The organism is Streptomyces sp. JK94 (genome assembly GCF_053613315.1).
In genome coordinates this window covers 246,240-269,583 of record NZ_JBSICH010000015.1, presented here as the reverse complement: position 1 = coordinate 269,583, position 23,344 = coordinate 246,240, and the positions used below count along the sequence as shown (strand labels likewise).

Genomic DNA, 23,344 nt, shown 5'->3' with positions numbered 1-23,344 from the left:
TGTCCGGTCCCGGGAGATGCTTGACACTTCGGTCCCAGCTGATGCTTGACGGTGGCCGTGTTCGGCTTTTCTGTGCACGTCGTTGCGGCGTGTGGCAGGAGGCCGGGATTGGCGCTGGTGGAGTTGTCGGTTGTCGAGCAGAGATACCGGGCTGTGCTTGCGGTGCTGGCGGGTGCGACGGTGACGGAGGTCGCCGCCCAGTTGGGGGTGTCCAGGCAGACGGTGAGCGGGTGGAAGTCCCGGTATGAGGCGTCGGGTCTGGCGGGGTTGGCGGACCGGTCGCGTAGGCCGGCGTCGTGCCCGCATCAGGCTTCTGCCGAGGTGGAGGCGGCGGTGTGTGAGCTGCGGCGCAAGCATCCGAGGTGGGGTCCGCGGCGGATCGCGTTCGTGCTGGAGCGGTCCGGGACCGTCTCACCGGTGCCGTCGCGGATGACCGTGTATCGGATCCTGGTCCGGCATGGGCTGATCGAGCCGGGGGTGCGGCGCCGGAAGCGGTCGGATTACAAGCGCTGGCAGCGGGACCGTCCGATGCAGCTGTGGCAGATGGACATCGTCGGCGGGGTCATGCTCGTCGACCCGGTGACGGGTGAGCTGACCGAAGCCAAGATCGTGACCGGGGTGGACGACCATTCCCGGTACTGCGTGATCGCGCAGGTGGTGGAGCGGGCGACCGGTCGTGCGGTCTGCGCGGCCTTCGCGAGGGCCTTGGAGACGTTCGGGGTGCCGGAGGAGGTGCTGACCGACAACGGCAAGCAGTTCACCGACCGGTTCGGGCATGGCGGTGAGGTGCTGTTCGACCGGATCTGCCGGGAGAACGGGATCGCCCACCGGCTCACCCAGCCGGCCTCGCCGACCACGACAGGGAAGGTCGAGCGGTTCCACCAGACGCTGCGGCGTGAACTCCTCGACGACTGCGGTGCTTTCGAGAGCGTCGGGGATGCTCAGGCGGCGCTGGATCGTTGGGTGGAGGAATACAACTCGATGCGTCCGCATCAGGCCCTGGACATGCAGTCTCCCGCCGACCGGTTCACTCCCGTTCCAGACGAGGAGCGGGACATGCTGGGCTTGAGGGTGCCCGGGATGCTGGCGGTGGTGCCGCCGCAGCGGACACCTTCCGCGGAGCCGGAACCGGTCGACGAGGCGCCCGTGTCGCCCGGCCTTCCGGAGCTGGTCCCGGCGGTTCCGGTGGAGGCGGGTGGGCCGGTGGAGTTCGAGCGGGTGGTGCCGGCGAGTGGGAATCTGCAGGTCGCGGGCAAACAGTTCTGGCTCGGGCCGGCCCGGTCGGGGCTGACGGTGACGTTCTGGGCGGACACGTCGGTGATCCATCTGCTGATCGCCGGGACGCGGATCAAGACGGTGCGGTCGCACCTGTCCGTGGCGGACCTGGGTCGGCTGGCGGCCCGGGGCGGTCGTGCGGCCGGACCCTCGCCACTGCCGACCGGCGACGAGGCGGCGTTCGAGGTGGACCGGGTGGTGAACAACAGCGGCCTGGTGGGCCTGGGCGGGCACCAGGTGCTGGCCGCGGAGATCCTCGGCGGCCGCCAGGTGGGCGTCCGCATCGACGACGAGACTCTGTCGTTCTTCGACCCGGCCTCACGGGAACTGCTGCGGGTGCGGCCCAACCCGCTGACCGGTGAGGAAGTCCGCGGGCTGCGGGGCCTGCGGCCGGCCGGACCGCCACCACGGCCCCGCGTCGAGCCCGTGCGGGTGCAGCGGCGGGTCAGCGCGGTCGGCACCGTCATGGTCTGCCGCCAGGTCGTCTCCCTCGGCCGCCCCTACGCAGGCCAGACCGTGACCGTCCACGTCTCGGACACGACGATCACCGTCGAGCTGGACGGCCAGATCCGGGTCATCCGCCGCACGACCGACGTCCCGGTCCGTAACGTGAAAGCCAACAAGCCCCACAAGGTTTCCGATGTTGTCTAGGCCCAGCGTCAAACATCACCTGGGACCAAACCGTCAGGCATCACCTGGGACCCGACAGGCACGGCAAGGATCTTAGGGCTCATGTCACTCGGATGGCCCAGCTCCGGTGCACGCACGGGATCGTCACCCGAACGTGTGGTCCATTCCGGTCCCTCCCCGGTGGCTGCGGTGGGAAACGTAGCGTCAGGTGGCTGCGCCCGCAGCGGGCGGGAGGTCGCAGGCCGGCAAGGGAGAAGGTGGCATCGGGTGAGCGCGGGCACGGGTGACCGGGGCGGACTGTTCGTCGACGGCGCCGACAGCGGGCGTCAAGGCAGGGGAAAGCCGGATCGGGGCGCGGTGACCGGTGGGGGGTCGGTGATGTTCTCCCACGCCCCCGGCGTCGGTGGGTCGCCGTCGGCGGCCGCCGCCTCGGGTCGTCCCGGTGCGGTCGGTGCCGGGGCCCCCTCCGTCCCGCGCGCCCGGCCCGCCCCGCGTCCGCGGCCCGGTGGTGTCCCTGCCGGGCACCTGGGCGCGGGGCGGTGGGGGAAGATCGCCCAGCGGATCGTGCCGGACGACCTCCAGCCCGAGGTGCTGCGGCTGGAGCTGACCGAACTCGGGAACGCGTTCCGCGCGTACCAGCGGCGCCCCGAACCGGACCTCGCCGTCCTCGCCGAACTCCACGACCGCAAGGCCCGCGCCTTCGCGCTGTGGGCCGACGTCACCGACGACGCGTCCCTGCGGGAGGAGGCCGTACGGGCGGAGGCGGCGGCGCGGACCACCCGCGAGATGAACGCGAACCGCCTCGGCATCGAGGTGGACGGGGGTGGGCCGGTCGTCCAGCGGCTGCTGACCCGGGGGCAGGGCGCCCACGCCCGTGGCGTGCTGGAGCACGTCCGGGTCCACGCCCCGCTCCCCGGGGCCGAGGCGCGGCTCGCGGTGCTCATGCTCTCCCTGCGGGCCGCGCGCGCCGGCACCGGGAACGTCACCGGGCAGGATCTCAGTGGCTGGTTGCAGGGCGATGCCGAGCGGGTGCTCCACAATCTCGTCGACGTCGGCTGGCTGTGTCTGCCGGAGGGGGTCGACGCCGCCGACGCGCTGGACTCCCGGCCCGAGGAGCCCACCCAGGTCACCGTCCCCTCGCTGCTGCCCGCCGAGACCCGTCCGTTAGCCTTCGGCAAGGTCACCCGGGCGCGGCTGTCGGGGTGGGCGCAGAGGGTGGTGGGCGACCGGAAGCTGCGGAAGAAGAAGGCCTGCGCCGCCACCCGGCTCCTCGCCGTGTACACCGCCGCCCACAGCCGTCCCGACGGGCGTCTCGGTGAGCGGGCCGAAGGCGCCGAGTGCGACGGTGTCGGCCTGGACGCGGTCGCCTCGTTCTGTGGCCTGCGGCCCGAGGACATCACCGAGCACGCCGCGCTGCTGGTCGCCGCGGAATGGCTCGCGGAGGCCGACACCGCCGGGGGCAGGCTGCGGGGTCGGCTCGGCGAGCGGGTCCTGCCGCTGAGCGGGCTGCTGTGACCGACCACCCCGACAGACGGCGGACCGACCGCTACAGATGGCGGCCGTAGGGCCGAAACACCTGGTCAGGCAGGCGGGCGAAGCGGGATCTTCGAGGCATGACCACCGCTTTCACCGGCGTCACCTCCTTCACGGCCGTCGCCTCCTTCGCCTTCCGTTTCAGCGCCACCCCGCGCGGCGCCCGCCTGGCCCGGCGGCTGGCCTCGCACCAGCTCGACCGATGGGGGTGGCCGTATCGCACTCCGGTCCATGACGCCGTGGAACTGGTCGTGGGCGAGCTGGCGGCCAACGCCGTCACCCACGGGCGGGTGCCGGGGCGGGATGCCGAGCTGCGGCTGGCCCACGATGCCGCGGGGCGCCTCCTGGTGGAGGTGAGCGACGTGCGCGGGGAGCGACGGCCGGTGCTCGCGGAGGGCGGGCGGGGGCTCGCGGAGGACGGGCGCGGGCTGACGCTGGTGGCGGCGCTGGCCGAGGCGTGGGGTGTGGCCGAGCGGCCGGGCGCGCCGGGGAAGACCGTGTGGGCCTTGGTGGCGGACGGTCCCCTCCCTCGCGTCCCCTGAAGTGCCGTCCGGCGGGCCCCGAGCCCCGTCCGGCGTCCTCCCGCGGCCCCGCCCGCACCCTTCGTTCCCCTGCGGGATCTTTCCCGCTCCCTCCCTGCACCTCTGGGCAGCCTGGCAGGATAAGAGGGACTTGTGTGGGCTACGGGGAGCGGGAGCGGCTGATATGGCCAGGGGTGGCGACGGTGTCGTGCTGAGGGACGTCCTCGACATCAAGGAGGACGTGTACGCCGGCGATTTCAAGGTCGAGCTGTCCCAGGGGTTCACCGGGAAGGCCGCCGGGCGCGTCGAGGAGTACGTCGTCACGCCGCAGCTCCATGAGCAGTTCGGCAAGGCGCTGAAGCTGGTGCGCGGTGCCGTGCGCAAGAACGCGTCGTACGCCGCCTATCTCCACGGCTCCTTCGGCGCCGGTAAGAGCCACTTCCTGACCGTGCTGCACGCGGTGCTGAACGGCGACCCGTCCGTGCGCGCCAAGCCGCGGCTGCGGGAAATCGTGGCCGAGCACGACGACTGGCTGCGCGGAAAGCGGTTCCTCATGGTGCCGTACCACCTGGTGGGCGCCGCCAACCTGGACGAGGCGCTGCTCGGCGGGTACGTGCGGGTGGTGCGCGAACGCTACCCGGACGCGCCGACGCCGACCGTGTTCCGCTCCGACGCGATGCTCGCGGACGCGCGGGGCATGCGGGAGCGGCTCGGGGACGACGCCTTCGTCGGGCTGCTGCCCGCCGACGCCCCGGGCGGCGACGACGAGGACGGCGAGCTGAAGGTGATCGGCGCCGGCGGGTCGTGGACCTCCGCGGAGCTGGACGGCGCCTTCGCCGCGCCCGCCGGGGACGAGCGGCGCGAGCGGCTGGTGTCCGCCCTGCTCACCGGGCCGATGCGCTCGTACGCCGAGAGCGCGCACGGCGACGCGGCCAAGTACGTGCCGCTGGAGAACGGGCTGTCCGCCATCAGCCGGCACGCCCGCGGGCTGGGCTTCGACGGTGTGGTGCTGTTCCTGGACGAGCTGGTGCTGTGGCTCCAGGCGCACATGAAGGAACGCACCTTCGTCAACAGCGAGATCCAGAAGCTGGTGAAACTGATCGAGTCGGGGGACGCCGACCGGCCGGTGCCGATCGTGTCCTTCATCTCCCGGCAGCGCGACCTGTCCCAGCTGGTCGGCACCGACGTGCTCGGTGCCGACGTCAAGGCGATGGAACAGGCGCTGGAGTACCTCAACGAGCGGTTCGAGATCGTCGACCTGGAGGACCGCAACCTGCCGGAGATCATCAAGGAGCGAGTGCTGAAGCCGCTGCCCGGCAAGGAGCCGGTCCTGGAGACCGCCTTCGCGGGCATCGACCGCTCCAACCAGCAGGTCAAGGACATCCTGCTGGACGGCGGCGGTGCCACGCACGCCGACTGGGACGGCTTCCGGGCCGTGTACCCGCTCTCCCCGGCGCTCCTCAACGTCCTCGTCGCCCTCTCCGGCGCCCTCCAGCGCGAGCGCACCGGGCTGAAGCTCGTCCAGCAGCTCCTGCAGCGCAACGCCGACGCCGCCGTGGGCCGGCTGATCCCCCTCGGTGACCTGTGGGACGTGCTCGTCGACGGCACGGGCGCCGCCTTCACCGACCGGCTCAAGCGCGAGTCGGAGGCCGCCGTGAAGTTCTACGGCAAGGCGCGCACCCACCTGCTCGGCAAGTACGGCTCCGACACCCACACCGACTTCCTGGCCGACGACCGGTTCGTCAAGACGCTGCTGCTGGGCGCGCTCGCCCCCGACGTGCCCGCGCTGCGCAGGCTGACGGGAGCGCGGCTCGCGGCCCTCAACCACGGCTCGGTGCGCTCACGGACCGTGCCCGCCGGGGACGTCGTCGTACGGCGGATGCGGGACCTGCAGGCGACGTTCCCCTCCGAGGTGCGGTCCGACGGCGAGGCCGACCCCGTGTTCTCGCTCCACCTGTCCGACCTCGACATCGAGCCGCTGCTCGACGCCGTCGCCGAGGAGGACAAGGCGGGGGTGCGCCGGGTGTGGCTGCGCGACCGGCTGTGGGAGGCGATCGGGGTCCGCGACGGGCAGTTCGTCGCCGAGAAGGAGATCGTCTGGCGGGGCACCCGGCGCGTCGCCGAGTTCGTCTTCGGCAACGTGCGGGACCGCTCCGACCTGCCGGACGAGCAGTTCGCCCCGGCGACCGCGGGCAACGTGCGGTTCGTCGTCGACTATCCCTTCGACGACGGCGACCACTACCCCAGCGACGACTTCCACCGGGTGGAGGAGCTGAAGAAGGCCGGAGTCACCGCGCCCGTGCTGGTCTGGCTCACCGACTTCTTCTCCGACCAGCGCAAGGCCCAGCTCGGCCGGCTCATGCGGATCGGCTTCCTGCTGGAACGCGACCGGCTCACCGACTACACCGGCACCTTCCCGCCCGACGACCGGGCCAAAGTCCGGCGCCAGCTGGAGGTGGCCCGCGACACCCTCACCGACCAGCTGACCGGCGCGCTCGCCGAGGTGTACGGCATGGCCGGGCGGACCGACGCCAACCCAGGTCCCGAGGTGCCCGACGGGCGGCACGTGCTGTCGCTCCAGCCGGAGTACGCCCAGCCGCGCGAGGAGGGTGGCAAGGGCTTCGAGGCGAACGTGCAGCATCTGGCCGACGGCATGTTCTCCGCCCTCTACCCCAAGCACCCCGACTTCGGGCTCGACGGCAAGGGGCAGCGCAAGGCGGTGACGGCGGGTGAGCTGCGTACCGCCCTGGAGTGGGTCACCCGGGCCATGGACGAGGGCGGGCGCGCCCAGAACGTCGACAGCCACCACCTGAAGACCGTCAAGCGGATCGTGGAGCCGCTTGAACTGGGCACCGTCCATGACGGCCCCCTGGTCATGCGGCAGGACTGGCGCGCCCGCATCAACCAGATCGCCGCCGCGCACCACCAGCGCGGCGACCTCGCCGTCGAGGACATTCGCGGCTGGATCACCAAGGACCTCGGGTACGGCGGCCTCGACAAGCTCACCGGCAACCTCCTCATCACCGCGTACGCACTGCTCGACGACCGGGCCTGGGTGTACCAGGGCGGTCCGGAGCGGCAGGCGCCCGCCCTGCACGAGATCGGCCCCGGCTGGTCGCTGCGCGCCCAGCCACTGCCCAGCGAGGAGGAGTACGCGGCGGCACGGGAGCGCGCGGCGCGGTTGTTCGGCGTCTCCGCCAAACCGGCCATGTACGCGCGCACCGTCAACCGGCTGGCCGAGGACGTCAGGGCCAAGGCGGAGGTGTGGGAGAAGGACGTGGCGGGCGTGCGGACGTCACTGGAGCGGCACGCCACGCTGCTCGGCCTCGACGCGCCCGGCGAGCCCGCGCCCCGCCCGGTCATCCTGCGCGAGGCGGCCGCGCTGCTCGCTCGGCTGACCCGCCACGGCAGCGACGCCACCGCCCTCGTACGGGAGCTGGCCACAGCCTCGTTCACCGCGTCGGAACGGGACCTGAGCACCGCCATGGGAAGCGCGGGCGAGGTGCTGCGCGCGCTGGACGACGCGGCCTGGCCGGCCCTCACCAACGTGCGGGGCCTGGTCGGCCGCGAGGACGGTGTGGGCGACCGCGCGCGGCGGCTCTTCGACGAGATCGCCGTGGCGGCGCGTGCCTCCGAGTTCGAACGGTCGCTGGTGCCCGTACTCGCCGACTCCGGTGAGAAGGCCAACGCCATCATCAACGCGGCGCTGACCGTCGAGAACGTCTTCACCCCGCGCCAGCAGCCCGTCCCTGGGCCCGAGGACGTACGGATCGACGAGCCGGAGGTGGCCACGCACCACCCCGGGGGGCCGAACCGTGAGGTGCCACCGCCCGCCGAAACCGCCCCTGCCCCCGCCGGGCCGGGCGCGAACGGAACGTCCGCACGGACGCCCGGCACAGGGCGCCGGGTCGTCGCCCCCGCGGGGGCGACCCCGCTGGAGGAGCTGCTGGCGGGCGAACTGGCCGGGGTACGGGACGACATCCGGGCCTTCCTCGCCACGCACCCGGACGCCGCCGTCGAGATCAGCTGGCGTCCGGTACGGGCCGCCGAGGAGGCCACCGGCGCCGACTCCGCCGAGGGCGCCGGGGAGCCGCGCTGATGGGGGCACGGCCGGCCGCCGGGCGGCGCGCCGTCGAGGTGCTGCTGGAGGCGGAGCTGGATCGTGCCGACGGCCGGCGGCTGGTCCTCGTGGACGCCGTGTGGGCGGGCGCCGACGACGAGCGGGAGTTCAGCGTCCGGGTCGGGGACCGGCAGCGCCGGGTCCACGTCACCGACCAGGACTCACCGCTCGGCATCGCCGATGCCTGGCGGCGCCACCTCACCGAGACCGACCCCGGTGGGGACAGCGTCCTGGTCGTCACCGGCAGCGTCCCCGCCGACCAGCTCGGCTGGGACCTGCGGGGGCACGCGGTACGCCGTCGGCCGCTGGCCGTCGAACGGACGGACATCGTCAAGCAGCTCTTCGGCGCCGGTGATCTCGACACCCGCATGGTGCGGGAGACCTGGCTGCTGGACGCCCTGCTGGAGTCCGAGCCACCGGGCGGCTGGCCCAGGGCCGGGTCCGTCCTCACCCTCGACCGGGCCCTGCGCGCCCTGCTCGCCGCACGGGTGGGGCTCGGTGACACCGCCGGCGAGACACTGGACCTGGATGCCGACACCCTTTTCGAGTGGAGCCGCGCACCCGTCGGGCCGAGGCGCTTCGCCGAGCTGCACGAGCCGGAGCGTGCCGGGCTGACCGGCTGGCTGGAGCAGGTGGCCGGACCCGCGGCGCCCACCCTGCTCGCGCTCGCCGCCGACGGGCGCGGCGCCGACGCGCTGCCGCTCGGAGCGCTGGCCTCCGCGGCCCTGGCCTGTCCGGCGGCGGCGGACGCCGGGTTCGCCCTCGGCACCCTCTTCGGCCGGGCCCTGGGTTCCTTCGACGCGCTGACGCCGTTCGCGGCGGCGGCCACCGGAGTACTGACGCGCTGGATCGCCCAGGCGGAAGCGGGCGGTCCGGCCGGTGCCGACGCGCGCGTCCGGGTGCTGTCCGTATTGGAACGGGCCGACCAACTCGCCGACAGCGCACGGCTCACCGCCCTGCTGGCCGGGGACAGGCTGCTGCCCTCCGGATACCGGAGCAGGCTGCGCGCCGTCGCCGCCGCACTGGACGGCCGGTCCGCCGCGGCCCAGAACGCCCTGCGGGAGCTGGCCGACCACCAGCTCGCCGCACTGCACGCGGATTCCACCGAGCGGGCCCGCACAGCGATCCGCCTGCTGCGGTGGCTCGACACCCCGGCGCCCGAGCTGACGTCGGTCGGCCGGAGCGTGCGCCGGCACATCGAGTCCGCGGGCTGGGCGGACCTGGCCGTGGGGATACTCGCCGAGGGGGACATCTCGCGCGACGGTGAGGTCTCGAACGCCTATCACCGGCTGATCGGCCGGGTGCGCGACCGGCGCCGCCGCATCGACGAGCAGTTCGCCGCACTGCTCGCCACCTGGACGGAACGCGCCTGCCAGCAGGCGCCGGACGGGGCCCTGCTCATCGAGGACGTACTGGCGGAAGCAGCCGCGCCGCTCGCCCGGGACGGCGGCCGGCCGCTGATCCTGGTCCTGGACGGCATGAGCGCCGACGTAGCCGTCGAACTCGCCGCCGGTCTGGACCGGCGGACCTGGACCGAGATCGTCCCGACCGCGCCGACGGGCCGCCGTCCCGGCCGGCTCGCCGCCGTGGCGATGCTGCCCACGGTGACGCGGCTCAGCCGGACCTCACTGCTGTGCGGCGCCCCGACCGAAGGCGGACAGGACGCGGAACGCTCCGGATTCACCGCGTTCTGGAAGAAGCGGCACCGTGACGCGGTCCTCTTCCACAAGGGCGGTTACGAAGGGACCGCCGGACACCGGCTCGCACCCGAACTACTCGGTGCGCTCGCCGACGAACGCGCCATCGTCGGAGTGATCGTCAACACGATCGACGACGCACTCGCCGACGGACGCGACAACGGGCGTGCCCGGTGGCGCCCGTCGGACATCGCCAAGCTGACCGACCTGCTCGACGCCGCCCTCGGCGCCGGCCGGCCCGTCCTGCTCGTCTCCGACCACGGACACGTTGTCGACCGCAGCCCCCGGCACACCGGACCCACCGCCGCCGAAGGCGTGCAGGGAGCCCGGTGGCGCACCGGCCCGGCCCGGCCCGGCGAGGTCGAACTGTCCGGGCCACGCGTGCTGGCCCCGGGCGGGCGCATCACCGCCGCCTGGCGCGAGGACGTGCGGTACACCGCCCGTCAGGCCGGCTACCACGGCGGTGCCTCGCTCGCCGAGGTCACGGTTCCCGTCCTGGCGTTCGTTCCGGCGGGCAGCGAGATCCCGGCCGGCTGGACGGCCCTGCCCGCGGAGAACACCGCTCCCGACTGGTGGCGGGAAGGACACGAGACGACGCAGCCGCTCAAGCCCGCAGCGGCTCCGCGCGGCAAGGACGCACGGGCACGACAGCCGCAGCCCGAAGGGCTCTTCCCGCGGCCGGGACACGGCACGCCCGGTGAGCGGACCGTGCGCAGCAAGCCGTACGAGGTACAGCGCGAGTTCGTACGGAACGCACCGAGCGGTACGGCCGTCGCCGCCGCGCTCGACGCGCTGCTCGACGCGGGTGGCAAACTCTCCCCGGCCGCCGTGGCCTCGGCCGCCCAGTCCGCCACCGGCAAGTCGGAACGCAACCCGCAGCGGTTCGTCACCATGCTCGAACGACTGCTCAACATCGACGGCTATCCCGTGTTGCAGCTGATCGAGTCCGGACGCACCGTCCAGCTCGACAGGGAGCTGCTGCGGCAGCAGTTCCCGGAAGGTGACGCACAGTGAACGCCCTCCCCCGGTCCGACGGCCCCGGGATCAGTGCCGCCCGCGCCCGGGACGTCGTCGACGCGCTGCGCCGGGGCACCGTGCCGCAGCAGGGCCTCGGACTGTTCGCGGTCGGGCTCGACCGCTTCGCCGACGCGCTGGACGACGACCTCGCCACGGCCGCCCGCGGCGGCTCGGCGTTCCACGCCCTGCGGGGCGAGTACGGCTCGGGGAAGACCTTCTTCGCCCGCTGGCTCGCCGAGCGCGCCAAGCGGCGCGGGCTGGCCGTCAGCGAGGTGCAGATCTCCGAGACGGAAACGCCGCTGCACCGCCTGGAGACCGTCTACCGCCGGCTCACGGAACGGCTGACGACGTCCACGCACCCCCCGTCCGCCCTGCGCGCGGTGATCGACTCCTGGTTCTACGCGCTGGAGGAGGAGGTCCTCGCCGCCGGCGAGGCGGACGAGGACGACGAAGCCGCGCTGGGACGTGCCGTCGACGAGCTGCTGGAGCTGCGCCTGACGGGGGTGGCGCGCACCACGCCCGCCTTCTCGGCGGCGCTCCGCGGCTACCGTACGGCGGTCGCCGCCGGCGACGGCGCCCGCGCCGAAGCACTGATCGCCTGGCTCGGCGGGCAGAAGTCCGTGGCCGCCGGTGCCAAGCGAGCGGCCGGAGTACGCGGCGACCTCGACCACTTCGCCGCGCTCGGATTCCTCCAGGGACTGCTGACGGTGCTGCGGGACTGCGGGCACCCGGGGCTCCTCCTCGTCCTGGACGAGGTGGAGACGCTGCAGCGGGTGCGCGGTGACGTGCGGGAGAAATCCCTGAACGCGCTGCGTCAGCTCCTGGACGAGATCGACGCCGGCCGCTTCCCCGGACTGTTCCTCGTCATCACCGGCACCCCGGCCTTCTACGACGGGCAGCAGGGCGTACAGCGCCTCGCGCCGCTCGCCCAGCGGCTGGCGACGGACTTCAGCACCGATCCCCGCTTCGACTCCCCCCGCGCCGTCCAGCTCCGCCTGCCCGGCTTCGACCTCGCCTCCCTCGGCGACCTGGGCCGCAAGGTACGCCGGGTGTACGAGGCCACGGCCCACTACCCCGAGCGGGTCGCCGAGCGTGCCGACGACGCGTACCTCGACGAACTGGCCCGAGCCGTCACCGGCTCGCTGGGCGGGAAGGCCGGTATCGCCCCCCGACTCTATCTGCGCAAGCTGGTGGCCGACGTCCTCGACCGGGTCGACACGTTCGGTGACTTCGACCCCCGCGCCCACTACACGCTGACGGTCAGGGCCGCGGAACTGGACGAGGTGGAGCGCAACGCGGCCGCGAGCGCCGGGGACGTGGACCTGGAGCTGCCGTGAGCGCCGACGCGCTGGACCTGCTCGATCCGATCCTCACGCATCACATCGTCAACACGCTCGGCTGGCGCTCCCTGCGGCCCCTCCAACAGGAAGCCATCGGTCCACTGCTGGCGGGCCAGGACGCCGTGCTGCTGGCCCCCACGGCCGGCGGCAAGACCGAGGCCGCAGCCTTCCCGTTGCTGACCCGTGCCCAGCGGCAGGGGTGGAAGGGCACCGGCATCCTCTACGTCACGCCGCTCAAGGCACTGCTGAACAACCTGTGCCCGAGGCTGGAGACGTACGCGGGCTGGGTGGGCCGGACGACGGAGCTGTGGCACGGGGACGTCGCGAGCAGCCGACGCCGCCGCATCCTGGCGCAGCGCCCGGACGTCCTGCTGACCACGCCGGAGTCGCTGGAGGCGATGCTGGTCAGCACTCATGTGGACCATCGGGCGTTCTTCTCCGGGCTGCACAGCGTCGTGGTCGACGAGGTGCACGCCTTCGCGGGTGACGACCGGGGCTGGCACCTGCTCGCCGTACTGGAACGACTCCAGCGGCTCGTGGGACGGCCGGTCCAGCGAGTGGGACTGTCCGCCACCGTCGGCAACCCCCGGGAACTGCTCGCCTGGCTTCAAGGGTCCGGACGCGGCGAGCGGCCCGGACGGGTCATCTCCCCCGGAGTGACGCTCCCCGGTCCCGAGCGATCGGCTCCGGCGGACCCGCCGTCGTGCGATGTGGAACTGGACTACGTCGGATCGGTGGCCAACGCGGCAACGGTGATCGCGGCCCTGCACCGGGGCGAGAAGCGCTTGGTGTTCTGCGAGAGCAGGCGAACGGTCGAGGAGCTGGGCGAGCAGCTCCGGCTCCGGGGCGTCACCACGTTCCTCTCCCACGCCTCGCTCTCCACCGACGAACGACGGCGGGCCGAGCAGGCCTTCGGGGAGGCCCGGGACTGCGTGATCGTATCGACGAGCACCCTGGAACTAGGCATCGACGTCGGCGACCTCGACCGCGTCGTCCAGCTCGACGCGCCCGCCACCGTGGCCTCCTTCCTGCAACGCCTCGGCCGCACCGGGCGGCGTCACGGCACCCGTCGCAACTGCCTCTTCCTCGCCCTGGACGACGAGGGTCTCCTGGCCGCCACCGCACTGCTCCTGGCCTGGTCGCGTGGCTGGGTCGAACCGGTGACCCCACCGGGTGAGCCGCGACACCTCGTGGCCCAACAGCTTCTCGCGCTCTGCCTTCAGGAGCACCGGGTCGGAGAGAACCTGTGGCAGGAGTGGTGGGGCGGCCTCGACCCGTTCGGCACCGCCGCCGAACCGGTCGTACGGCATCTGGTGGAACAGGGCTACCTGGAGCGGGACTCGGGCACGCTGTTCATCGGGCCGGAGGCCGAACGCCGGTTCGGCCACCGGCACTTCATGAACCTGACGGCCTCGTTCACCGCGCCCCCCGAATTCACCGTGCTCAGCGGGCGGACGGAGATCGGGCGCACCGATCCCGACCTGCTCACCGAGGAGACCGACGGCCCGCGCAAGCTACTGCTGGCCGGCCGCAGCTGGCTGGTGACCTACATCGACTGGCGGCGCAGGCGCTGCTTCGTGGAACCAGTGGACGAGGGCGGACGCGCCAAGTGGAGCGGCTCGGGGGCACATCGCGTCCGGTCCTTCACGCTGGCCCGCGCCGTGCGGGACGTGCTGCTCGGCGACGACCCGCCCGTGGTCCTGACCCGCCGGGCGAAGGCCGGACTGGCGGAGGCCCGCGAGAACCACGTGGACGTGGTGCATCCGGCGGGCACCGTCATCACCCGTCGCGGAGCCAAAGACGTGCGCTGGTGGACCTTTGCCGGCCATCGGGCGAACGCCACCCTCGCCGCCTCCCTGCCGTCGGTCGTTCTGCGTCACCGGCTCGTCGACGACCGGTTCGTGCGACTGCGCGACGACGTGACCGCGCCGTCGTGGCGGGCGGCGGTTGCGGATGCCGAGGCGGGTCTCACCCTGCCCGAGGTGGACCCCGGCGCGGTCCGCGGCCTGAAGTTCGCCGAAGCCCTCCCCCCTCGCCTTGCGGAGGCCACCCTCGCGGCCCGCCTGACGGACGAGGAGGGGGCCCGGGCGGCTCTCGCGGAGCCTGTGAGGTTCGTCAGGGGGATCGCCCTGTAAGGGGGCGCGGGGAACTGCGCGAGCAAGCCCCACGCCGCCGCACCCGGTGCCGAACCCTCCGGGGCAGACGCGAACCCGGCACCACAAGCGAGGATGCCCAGCCCCCGCAGGGGGCTGGGCACCGTCAGCTCAGCGCAGCGCTCAGTGGGCGTGGCCGTGGCCGTGGCCCGCGGCGGCCGGCTCTTCCTCTTCCTTCTTCTCGACGACCAGGGTCTCGGTCGTCAGGAGGAGGGAGGCGATGGAGGCGGCGTTCTCCAGGGCGGAGCGGGTGACCTTCACCGGGTCGATGACGCCGGCCTTGACCAGGTCGCCGTACTCGCCGGTGGCGGCGTTGAAGCCCTGGCCCTTGTCGAGCTCGGCGACCTTGGAGGTGATGACGTAACCCTCCAGGCCGGCGTTCTCGGCGATCCAGCGCAGCGGCTCGACGGCGGCGCGGCGGACGACCGCGACACCGGTGGCCTCGTCGCCGGTCTTGCCGAGGTTGCCCTCGAGGACCTTGACGGCGTGGACCAGCGCGGAGCCACCACCGGAGACGATGCCCTCCTCGACCGCGGCGCGGGTCGCGGAGATGGCGTCCTCCAGACGGTGCTTGCGCTCCTTCAGCTCCACCTCGGTGGCGGCGCCGACCTTGATCACGCACACGCCGCCGGCCAGCTTCGCGAGGCGCTCCTGGAGCTTCTCGCGGTCCCAGTCGGAGTCCGTGGACTCGATCTCGGCCTTGATCTGCGCGATCCGGCCGTCGACCTCGTCACGCTTGCCGGCACCGTCGACGATCGTGGTGTCGTCCTTGGTGACGGTGATGCGGCGGGCGGTGCCGAGCACCTCGAGGCCGACCTGGTCGAGCTTGAGGCCGACCTCCTCGGAGATGACCGTGGCGCCGGTGAGGACGGCCATGTCCTGCAGCATCGCCTTGCGGCGGTCGCCGAAGCCGGGGGCCTTGACCGCGACCGCGTTGAAGGTGCCGCGGATCTTGTTCACGACGAGGGTGGAGAGGGCCTCGCCCTCCAGGTCCTCGGCGATGATCAGCAGCGGCTTCGAGGCGCCCGCCTGGATGACCTTCTCCAGCAGCGGCAGCAGGTCCCCGATGGAGGAGATCTTGCCCTGGTTGATGAGGATGTAGGGGTCGTCGAGGACGGCCTCCATGCGCTCCTGGTCCGTCACGAAGTACGGCGACAGGTAGCCCTTGTCGAAGGCCATGCCCTCGGTGAAGTCCAGCTCCAGACCGAAGGTGTTGGACTCCTCGACGGTGATGACACCGTCCTTGCCGACCTTGTCCATCGCCTCGGCGATGAGCTCGCCGACCTGCTGGTCCTGGGCGGACAGCGCGGCCACGGCGGCGATGTCGGACTTCTCGTCGATCGGGCGGGCGGTGGCGAGGAGGTCCTCGGACACGGCCGCGACGGCCGCGTCGATGCCCTTCTTCAGCAGCGCCGGGGAGGCACCCGCGGCGACGTTGCGCAGGCCCTCGCGGACCAGCGCCTGGGCCAGCACGGTGGCGGTGGTCGTACCGTCACCCGCGATGTCGTTGGTCTTGGTCGCCACCTCCTTCACCAGCTGCGCGCCGAGGTTCTCGTACGGGTCCTCGATCTCGACCTCGCGGGCGATCGTGACACCGTCGTTGGTGATGGTCGGGGCGCCGAACTTCTTGTCGATGACGACGTTGCGGCCCTTGGGGCCGATCGTCACCTTGACCGTGTCGGCAAGCTTGTTGACGCCGCGCTCGAGGGCGCGACGGGCGTCCTCGTCGAACTTCAGGATCTTCGCCATGGGAGCGTGAGCCCTCTTCCGGAAAGTCTTGGGGTTATACGGCACTGCGCCCCGGGCGCCCGGCTTTTTAATGGTCGCGGGAGCCAGGGGCGCAGCTGAAAAGCCAGGTACTTCGGTGAACTACTTCTCGACGATCGCGAGCACGTCGCGGGCCGAGAGGACGAGGTACTCCTCGCCGTTGTACTTCACCTCGGTGCCGCCGTACTTGCTGTAGAGCACGACGTCGCCGACGGTGACGTCGAGCGGAAGACGGTTGCCGTCCTCGAAGCGGCCCGGGCCCACGGCCAGGACGACGCCCTCCTGGGGCTTCTCCTTGGCGGTGTCCGGAATGACCAGGCCCGAAGCCGTGGTCTGCTCGGCGTCGAGCGGCTGGACCACAATGCGGTCCTCGAGCGGCTTGATGGCAACCTTGGAGCTGGCGGTCGTCACGATCCGACCTCCCCCTTCGGAGATCTCACGGGGTTAACTGTCTGAGGTGGCGACCAGGTCGATCCGTCGTCGCGGGTGCCGGACCTGCCCGTCGCTGTGTTGGCACTCTCCAGTGGGGAGTGCCAGACCCGAGACTATGACCGCGATTAGCACTCGGTCAAGCGGAGTGCCAATGCCGGCGGCGCGTGGCGGGATTTCCCGTGGCCGCCGGTGCCGTGAGACGCCGCTCTCCGGGCCGGAACTCGCCGGGGCAGCCGCCTCCGGGACCCCGGCTTTCGGCCCGGGCGGCCCCTCCTCGGGCGGCCCCTCCTCGGGCGGCCTCCTCCTCGGGCTGCGGGCTGCGGGCTGCGGGCTGCGGGCTGCGGGCTGCGGGCTGCGAACGACGGACGGGCTGAACGGGACCGGCCGGAGTCACCGGTCAGAGGTAGTCCTCCAGGCGTCCCACCCTCAGCCCCTGCTCCTCGATCGTCTCCAGCAAACGTGCCGTGCGCGCGCCCAGTCCCCGGCCCGTGGGGTGGTCCGGGTCGACGGTCACGATGTCACCGGGGTGGAGGCGGCGCTCGCCGCGGGTGTAGGTGAGGTCGCCGTCGGCGTTCAGGGCCGCCCGCCACAGGACGACCGCCGTGACGCCGCAGCCGGCGGCGGCGCGCAGGGTCGTGGTGTCGTACGTGCCGTAGGGCGGGCGGAGGAGGTGGGGGCGGACGCCGAAGCGGGACGCGAGCTTGGTCTGCTGGCCGCAGATCTCGGCGCGCTGGCCCGCGTGGGGCAGGCCGCGCAGGGAGCGGTGGTCGAGGGTGTGGTTCTGCAGGCTCGCGCCGACCGAGCGCAGCCGGGCGAAGTGGCCGTAGGCCGGTCCGGCGACCGTGTCGGTGAGGAACAGGGTGACCGGGAGGCGCCGTTCGCGGATCAGGGCGGTGAGGCCCGGGTCCCGCTCGGCGCTGTCGTCGAAGGTGAGGAAGACGACCGGGTCGGTGGTGCGGACGTGGTCCACGACGGGCGGCAGGTTCCGCTCCCGGTCGCCGCCCTGGGCGGGCTCGCCGGCCGCCGGGTGCTGCGCGGGGCCGGCGAACTGGGCGCAGCCGGTGAGGAGTACGGCGGCCAGGGCGGCCCCGGCCGGCCGGAGCCGCCCGCGCCTCACAGGTAGTCCTCCAGCCGGGCCACCGCGTATCCCTCGGCGGTGACCTTGTCGAGGAACGCGCGGACCATGTCGCGCATGGTGCCGTCCCAGTCGTCCTCGCCCCGGAAGTGACTGAGGACGATGTCGCCGGGGTGGATCTCCCGGTCCCACTCGCGGTAGTCCCAGTGGTCGGCGAAGACCTCCTCGTTCCAGATCGGGACGTACGCGATGCCGCAGGCCTTGGCCGCCCGCAGGGTGTCGCGGTCGTAGTTGCCGTAGGGCGGGCGGAAGAGGGTCGGGCGGGTGCCGTAGCGCTTCTCGATCACGTCCTGCATGCCGCAGATCTCGCGCTTCTGCCCGGCGTAGGACAGGCCGGGCAGGTAGGGGTGGTTCAGGGTGTGGTTGTTGAGGGTGACGCCCCGGTCCTGCATCTTCTTGAAGTAGCCGTAGTCCTCCTTCACCAGGTAGTCGCTGAGGAAGGCGGTGTACGGGATCTTCAGCTCGCTCATCATCCGCAGGAACGCCGGGTCCTTCTCGGCGCCGTCGTCGATGGTGAGGAAGACGATCCTCTCCTCGGTGGGGACCGAGGTGAAGACCGGCGGGAGGTTCTCCTGGCCCCTCACCTCGAAGCCCTTGCGCGCCTTGATCCGCGGCTTCTTCGCGGGCGGCGGCGGGGCCGCCAGCGGGACCCTCTTCAGGTTCCAGCGTTTGGCGGCGGCGGCCCGGGCGGCCTGGGCCGCGCGCAGCTTGGACGCGTAGGCGTCGAGCGCCCGGGCCTCGGGGGCCCGCAGGGGCTGCTGCCCGGCGGCGCCCTCCATCTCGGAGGCGTCCTGCGCACAGCCGGAGGCGAGGGCGGCGACGACGAGGGCGGCGACACCGCCGCGCATCCGGAGCCCCGGGGAGGGCGACCGGAAAGCCCTGAACATCCGGCTTTTGTCAGTTTGTACGACTGCTCGCATGGTGCCGGATCCTCGCAGTCCCCGGCCGTCGGACCCCGCCCGACACCGCACCGGAGGCACACCGTCCACCGACTGGCCCACAATGTCCCGGTGAACGACCTCGACGCCCTCCTCGCCCTGCTCACCCCCGAGGGCCGCGCCCTCCTCGACGAGGTGCGCGGCACCGACCCCGCGCGGGAGCTGGCGGTCGCCACCCGGCTGCGGCGCACGCACCCCGCCGAGCTGGTGTCGGCGGCGCTCGGACAGGCGCGGCTGCGGCAGCGGGCGGTGGCGAAGTTCGGGGCCGAGGACGCCGGGCGGATGTTCTTCACGCCCGACGGGGTCGAGCAGTCGACGCGGGCGAGTGTGGCCGCGTACCGGGCCGGGCGGATGTCGGCCCTGGGCGTGGCCTCCGTCGCCGACCTGTGCTGCGGGATCGGCGGCGACGCGGTGGCGCTGGCCCGCGCGGGCATCCGGGTGCTGGCCGTGGACCGGGACCCGGCGACGGCCGCGGCGGCCCGTGCCAACGCCGAGGCGCTGGGGCTGGCCGAGTTGATCGAGGTGCGCGAGGCGGATGTCACCGAGGTGGACACCGCCGGGTACGACGCCGTGTTCGTCGACCCGGCGCGGCGGGGCGGGCGGGGCCGCGTCTTCGACCCCGAGGCCTACTCGCCGCCGCTGTCCTGGGCGGTCGGGGCGGCCCGTGCGGCCTCTCGCGCCGCCGCGCTGAAGGTCGCGCCCGGGATTCCGCACGACGCGGTGCCGAAGGACGCCGAGGCCGAGTGGATCTCCGACGGCGGGGACGTGAAGGAGGCGGTGCTGTGGTTCGGCACCGCACCCGGGGCCGTGGGCGCCACGCTGCTGCCGGGGCCCCGCACCGTGCTCGGCACCGGTCTGCCCGACCCGGCGGTCCGCACGCCCGGACGGTACCTGTACGAGCCGGACGGCGCCGTCATCCGCGCCCACCTGGTCGCCGAGGTCGCCGAGCAGGTCGGCGGCGGGCTGCTCGACGCGACGATCGCCTACGTCACCGCGGACGAGCTGCGGCCGACGCCGTACGCCACCGCGTACGAGATCACCGACCGGATGCCCTTCAACGTCAAGAAGCTGAAGGCGCTGCTGCGGGAGCGCCGGGTCGGCAACCTGACCGTGAAGAAGCGGGGCTCGGCGGTCGAGCCGGAGGAGCTGCGGCGCAAGGTGAAGCCCCAGGGGCCGAACGCGGCGACGGTGTTCATGACCCGCGTCGCGGGGGCTCCGACGATGCTGATCGGGCACCCGGCGGACCGGACATAGGCACGCCTCTCCGCCCGGCGGACCGGACATAGGCACGCCTCTCCGCCCGGCGGACCGGACATGGGCCCGCTCCTCCGCCTGGCGGACCGGGCCTCAGGCGCACGCCTCCGCCCGGCGAGCGGACCTCGGACGCACGCCCCCTCGGCAAGCCGGGCCTCAGGCGCACGCCCCCACCTCGCGGACCGGGCCTGATGCGCCCCCCACCCGGCGGGCCGGGCCTGATGCGCCCCCCCCACCCGGCGGGCCGGGCGTCAGGCGCCTCCCACTCCTCGGACCGGGCCTGACGCGCCCCCACCCGGCGGGCCGGGCGTCAGGCGCACTCCTTCGCCCGGCGTGCCAGTAGTTCGCGTTCGCGTTCGTTGCGGGCCAGGGACGCGGCGCGCTCGAACGCCGTGCGTGCCTCGGCGGTGCGGCCGAGGCGCAGCAGGAGGTCGCCTCGGACGCTCGGGAGCAGGTGGTAGTCGCGCAGGGCGGGTTCGGCCGCGAGGGCGTCGACGAGGGCGAGTGCGGGGGCCGGGCCCTCGGCCATCGACACGGCGACCGCGCGGTTGAGTTCGACGACCGGGGAGGGGGCCCGGGCCGCGAGCAGGCCGTACAGCGTGGCGATGCGCGGCCAGTCGGTCTCCTCGTACGTGAACGCCGTCGCGTGGCAGGCGGCGATCGCGGCCTGGAGGACGTACGGGCCCGGGGCACCGGAACCGGTGGTGCGGGCACGGTCGAGGGCGGTGACGCCGCGGGCGATGAGCATGCGGTTCCAGCGGCGGCGGTTCTGGTCCCCGAGGAGTACCGGCACGCCGTCCGGGCCGGTGCGGGCGGCGGTGCGGGACGCCTGGAACTCCAGCAGGGCGGTCAGGCCGTGCACCTCGGGTTCCTTCGGCATCAGGGCGCAGAGCCCCCGGGCCAGCCGCAGGGCGTCCTCGCACAGGGCCGGGCGGAGCCAGTCGTCGCCGGCGGTGGCCGCGTAGCCCTCGTTGAAGATGAGGTAGACGACCTCCAGGACCGAGCCGAGACGGGCCGCCCGGTCCGGGCCGTAGGGCACCTCGAAGGCGACGTTCTTCGCGGCCAGGGTGCGTTTGGCGCGCACGATGCGCTGCGCGACCGTCGGCTCCGGGACCAGGAAGGCACGGGCGATCTCGGGCGTGGCCAGGCCGCCGACCAGGCGCAGGGTGAGGGCGATGCGGGCCTCGGCGGACAGCACGGGGTGGCAGGCGGTGAAGACCAGCCGCAGCAGGTCGTCGTCGATGTCCTCGGGGTCGGCGGGCTCCTCGGGCGGCTCCGCCGCGGCGGGCAGGTCGCGGCCGATCTCCGCGAGCTTGCGGGCGTAGGTCTCCCGGCGCCGGATCAGGTCGACGGCGCGGCGCCGGGCGGTGGCCATGAGCCAGGCGCCCGGACGGTCGGGCACCCCGTCGCGCGGCCACTGCTCCAGGGCCGCGACCAGGGCGTCCTGCGTGAGTTCCTCGGCGATGCCGACGTCCCGGACCAGGCGGGCGACGCCGGCGATGACGCGGGGCGACTCCAGGCGGAAGACGGTTTCGAGGGCCTCGGTGAGCTGTGGTTCCACAGCCCACCATGGAACACCCTCCGGCCTCCGCGGCAAAGCGGAACTCAGCCCTCCATCAGCTCCCGCACCTCGCAGGTCACCGTCCAGTGCTCCTCGTGCACCTTGAGGAAGCGCTTGGTCCACTCGACCGCCTCGGCCATGTCCTTGGCCTGCAGGAGCGAGTATCCGCCGACGACCTCCTTGGTCTCGGTGAAGGGCCCGTCGGTGACCGACAGCCGCCCGCCCTCGTAGTGGACGCGGGTGCCCTGGGCGGTCGGGGCCAGCCCGGCGGTGTCCAGCAGGACACCGGCCTTCGTCATCTCCTCCATCAGCGTCTCCATGCGCTGGACCAGCTCGGGGCTGGGGCCGCCGGAGAGGGCGTCGTTCTCCTCGATCCGGATCAGCGACAGGTAGCGGGGCATGGTGGCTCCTCGGGGTCGGGGTCGGGGACCGGGTCCTTCCCGGTCTCTCACCCCGTACGTCGAACGGGAGGGCCGTGGATCGACAGCCTCTCGTGAATTTTCCGGTTTTCTTACGGCGCGGCGGTTCCCGCAGGTCACAGGCCCGGGTCGCGGGCCCCGATCGGGACCCGGATCACGGACCCGGGTCGCGGGCCCCGATCACGGGCCCGAGTCCGCAGTCGTCCGCCCGCCGTTCGTGCCGGGTGCGAGCAAGCAGGGCGGGGGCGGGGTGCCGTCGAGGCGGGGACGCCGTCGAAGTCGTCGAAAGTTTCGCCCGGTGCGCGTCGGCCCGTCCCGGTCAGGCGGCGGGCGGTGCCGTACTGCTGCGCACCTCCAGGCTGGTGGCCAGTTCCACCCGGGTCGCCGCCGGGGAGCCGTCGTCGCGTCCGAGGTCCAGGACCAGCCGGGCCGCCGCCTCGGCCATCTCCATGAGCGGCTGCCGCACGGTCGTCAGCGGCGGCCCCACCCAGCGGGCCACCGGCAGGTCGTCGAACCCGACCACGCTGAGGTCCTGCGGGATGCGCAGCCCCAGCTCGCGCGCGGCCTCGTACAGGCCGAGCGCCTGGAGGTCGTTGCCGGCGAAGACCGCGGTCGGCCGGTCGGGACGGCGCAACAGGTTCAGGCCCTGCCGGTAACCCGTCTCGTGGTGGAAGTCGCCGGTCGTGATCAGCTCCGGGTCGACCGGCAGCCCGGCCGTCTCCAGGGCGGCCCGGTAGCCGTCCACCCGGGCGCGGCTGCACATCATCCGGGTGGGCCCGCTGATCGCGCCGATGCGGGTGTGGCCCAGTTCGACGAGGTGCCGGGTGGCGGCGAGCCCGCCCTGCCAGTTGGTGGCGCCGATGGACGGCACGTCGGCGCCCGGGTCGCCGGCCGGGTCCATCACCACGAACGGGATGGAGCGGCTGGTGAGGAGCGCCCGCTGGGGCTCGTCGAGGCCGGACAGGACGAGGATCACGCCGTGCGGACGGCGGGCGGCGACCTGGTCGGCCCAGGAACGGCCGGGGGTGAGGCGTCCCGCGCTCTCGGAGAGGACGACGCTGAGCCCCGTGTCCCGCGCCACGTTCTCCACGCCGCGGATGACCTCCATCGCCCAGGCGCTCTCCAGCTCGTGGAAGACCAGGTCGATCAGGGGCGAGCGGGTCGCCTCGGCGCGCCTGCGCCGGTAACCGTGGACGCGCAACAACTCCTCCACGCGGGCCCGGGTCGCGGGGGCGACGTCGGCGCGGCCGTTGAGGACCTTCGAAACAGTCGGCGCCGACACACCGGCCTCGCGCGCGATCTCGGCGAGGGTCGCGCTCTGGGCGGACCGCTTTGGTGTCCGGGTTTCAGCGGGCTGCGGGGATGTCATGGCGGCGATCGTAACCCTGCGGGCCTTCCCGGCGCAGTCTCCAGCGGTCCACGATCTCCCGGATCATTCGCTTTTCGATGCGAAACATTCGAACCGGAGTCGCATCGCATGTGCCCGCTTCAGGGAGGGGGCGCCACCCGGGCCACCCGAGCCGCCAGGCGGTCTGGCGGTCTGGGCGGTCTG

15 protein-coding genes are annotated in these 23,344 nt (G+C 73.1%); 8 read left to right on the top strand and 7 right to left on the bottom strand.

Annotation, left to right across the window (positions count from 1 at the left end; genetic code table 11):
• Positions 1 to 108: 108 nt before the first annotated feature.
• The 7 genes from ACVV2G_RS15795 to ACVV2G_RS15765 all read left to right on the top strand — a co-directional run bounded on the left by ACVV2G_RS15795 (position 109) and on the right by ACVV2G_RS15765 (position 14,268).
• Positions 109 to 1,926, top strand: a complete 1,818-nt coding sequence (locus tag ACVV2G_RS15795) for an IS481 family transposase (protein ID WP_453843315.1) — start codon at positions 109 to 111, stop codon at positions 1,924 to 1,926.
• A gap of 246 nt (positions 1,927 to 2,172) precedes the next feature.
• Complete coding sequence (locus ACVV2G_RS15790; RefSeq protein ID WP_453843303.1) at positions 2,173 to 3,420, top strand: hypothetical protein; 1,248 nt, start codon at positions 2,173 to 2,175, stop codon at positions 3,418 to 3,420.
• Between the two features lie 98 nt (positions 3,421 to 3,518).
• Positions 3,519 to 3,980 carry an ATP-binding protein gene (locus ACVV2G_RS15785; protein WP_453843302.1) on the top strand — a complete coding sequence of 154 codons (462 nt, stop codon included), beginning with the start codon at positions 3,519 to 3,521 and terminating at the stop codon, positions 3,978 to 3,980.
• A 163-nt stretch (positions 3,981 to 4,143) separates the two neighbouring features.
• Positions 4,144 to 8,058 (top strand): DUF6079 family protein, encoded by a 3,915-nt coding sequence (locus tag ACVV2G_RS15780; RefSeq protein ID WP_453843301.1) that lies wholly within the window; start codon positions 4,144 to 4,146, stop codon positions 8,056 to 8,058.
• Positions 8,058 to 10,790, top strand: coding sequence for a BREX-2 system phosphatase PglZ (gene pglZ / locus ACVV2G_RS15775; RefSeq protein ID WP_453843300.1), 2,733 nt, complete (start codon positions 8,058 to 8,060; stop codon positions 10,788 to 10,790). Before ACVV2G_RS15780 ends, pglZ begins: the two co-directional genes overlap by 1 nt.
• Positions 10,787 to 12,130, top strand: a complete 1,344-nt coding sequence (brxD, locus tag ACVV2G_RS15770) for a BREX system ATP-binding protein BrxD (RefSeq protein ID WP_453843299.1) — start codon at positions 10,787 to 10,789, stop codon at positions 12,128 to 12,130. The genes pglZ and brxD overlap by 4 nt, the downstream gene beginning before the upstream one ends.
• The gene (locus tag ACVV2G_RS15765) at positions 12,127 to 14,268 is read left to right on the top strand and encodes a DEAD/DEAH box helicase (RefSeq protein WP_453843298.1); all 2,142 of its coding nucleotides are present in this window, start codon (positions 12,127 to 12,129) and stop codon (positions 14,266 to 14,268) included. Before brxD ends, ACVV2G_RS15765 begins: the two co-directional genes overlap by 4 nt.
• A 141-nt stretch (positions 14,269 to 14,409) precedes the next feature.
• On the opposite strand, the gene groL is transcribed toward ACVV2G_RS15765, so the two are convergent.
• From groL to ACVV2G_RS15745, 4 genes are all read right to left on the bottom strand, one after another.
• Complete coding sequence (gene groL / locus ACVV2G_RS15760) at positions 14,410 to 16,035, bottom strand: chaperonin GroEL (RefSeq protein WP_453843297.1); 1,626 nt, start codon at positions 16,033 to 16,035, stop codon at positions 14,410 to 14,412.
• Between the two features lie 120 nt (positions 16,036 to 16,155).
• Positions 16,156 to 16,464 (bottom strand): co-chaperone GroES, encoded by a 309-nt coding sequence (gene groES, locus ACVV2G_RS15755; protein ID WP_010986397.1) that lies wholly within the window; start codon positions 16,462 to 16,464, stop codon positions 16,156 to 16,158.
• A 418-nt stretch (positions 16,465 to 16,882) separates the two neighbouring features.
• A complete protein-coding gene (locus ACVV2G_RS15750; protein WP_453843296.1) occupies positions 16,883 to 17,602 on the bottom strand; it encodes a polysaccharide deacetylase family protein in 720 nt (239 codons plus the stop codon).
• Positions 17,599 to 18,468, bottom strand: coding sequence for a polysaccharide deacetylase family protein (locus ACVV2G_RS15745; protein WP_453843314.1), 870 nt, complete (start codon positions 18,466 to 18,468; stop codon positions 17,599 to 17,601). The genes ACVV2G_RS15750 and ACVV2G_RS15745 overlap by 4 nt, the downstream gene beginning before the upstream one ends.
• 162 nt (positions 18,469 to 18,630) lie before the next feature.
• Here ACVV2G_RS15745 and ACVV2G_RS15740 point away from each other — a divergent pair, with 162 nt between their 5' ends.
• Entirely contained in the window at positions 18,631 to 19,812 is a 1,182-nt protein-coding gene (locus ACVV2G_RS15740) for a class I SAM-dependent methyltransferase (protein ID WP_453843295.1), read from the top strand.
• A 310-nt stretch (positions 19,813 to 20,122) separates the two neighbouring features.
• Here the strand turns inward: ACVV2G_RS15740 and ACVV2G_RS15735 are convergent, their stop codons facing one another.
• The 3 genes from ACVV2G_RS15735 to ACVV2G_RS15725 all read right to left on the bottom strand — a co-directional run bounded on the left by ACVV2G_RS15735 (position 20,123) and on the right by ACVV2G_RS15725 (position 23,161).
• Complete coding sequence (locus ACVV2G_RS15735; RefSeq protein ID WP_453843294.1) at positions 20,123 to 21,373, bottom strand: RNA polymerase sigma factor; 1,251 nt, start codon at positions 21,371 to 21,373, stop codon at positions 20,123 to 20,125.
• Between the two features lie 44 nt (positions 21,374 to 21,417).
• A complete protein-coding gene (locus tag ACVV2G_RS15730; protein WP_453843293.1) occupies positions 21,418 to 21,774 on the bottom strand; it encodes a YciI family protein in 357 nt (118 codons plus the stop codon).
• A 337-nt stretch (positions 21,775 to 22,111) separates the two neighbouring features.
• The gene (locus tag ACVV2G_RS15725) at positions 22,112 to 23,161 is read right to left on the bottom strand and encodes a LacI family DNA-binding transcriptional regulator (RefSeq protein ID WP_453843292.1); all 1,050 of its coding nucleotides are present in this window, start codon (positions 23,159 to 23,161) and stop codon (positions 22,112 to 22,114) included.
• Positions 23,162 to 23,344 lie beyond the last annotated feature (183 nt).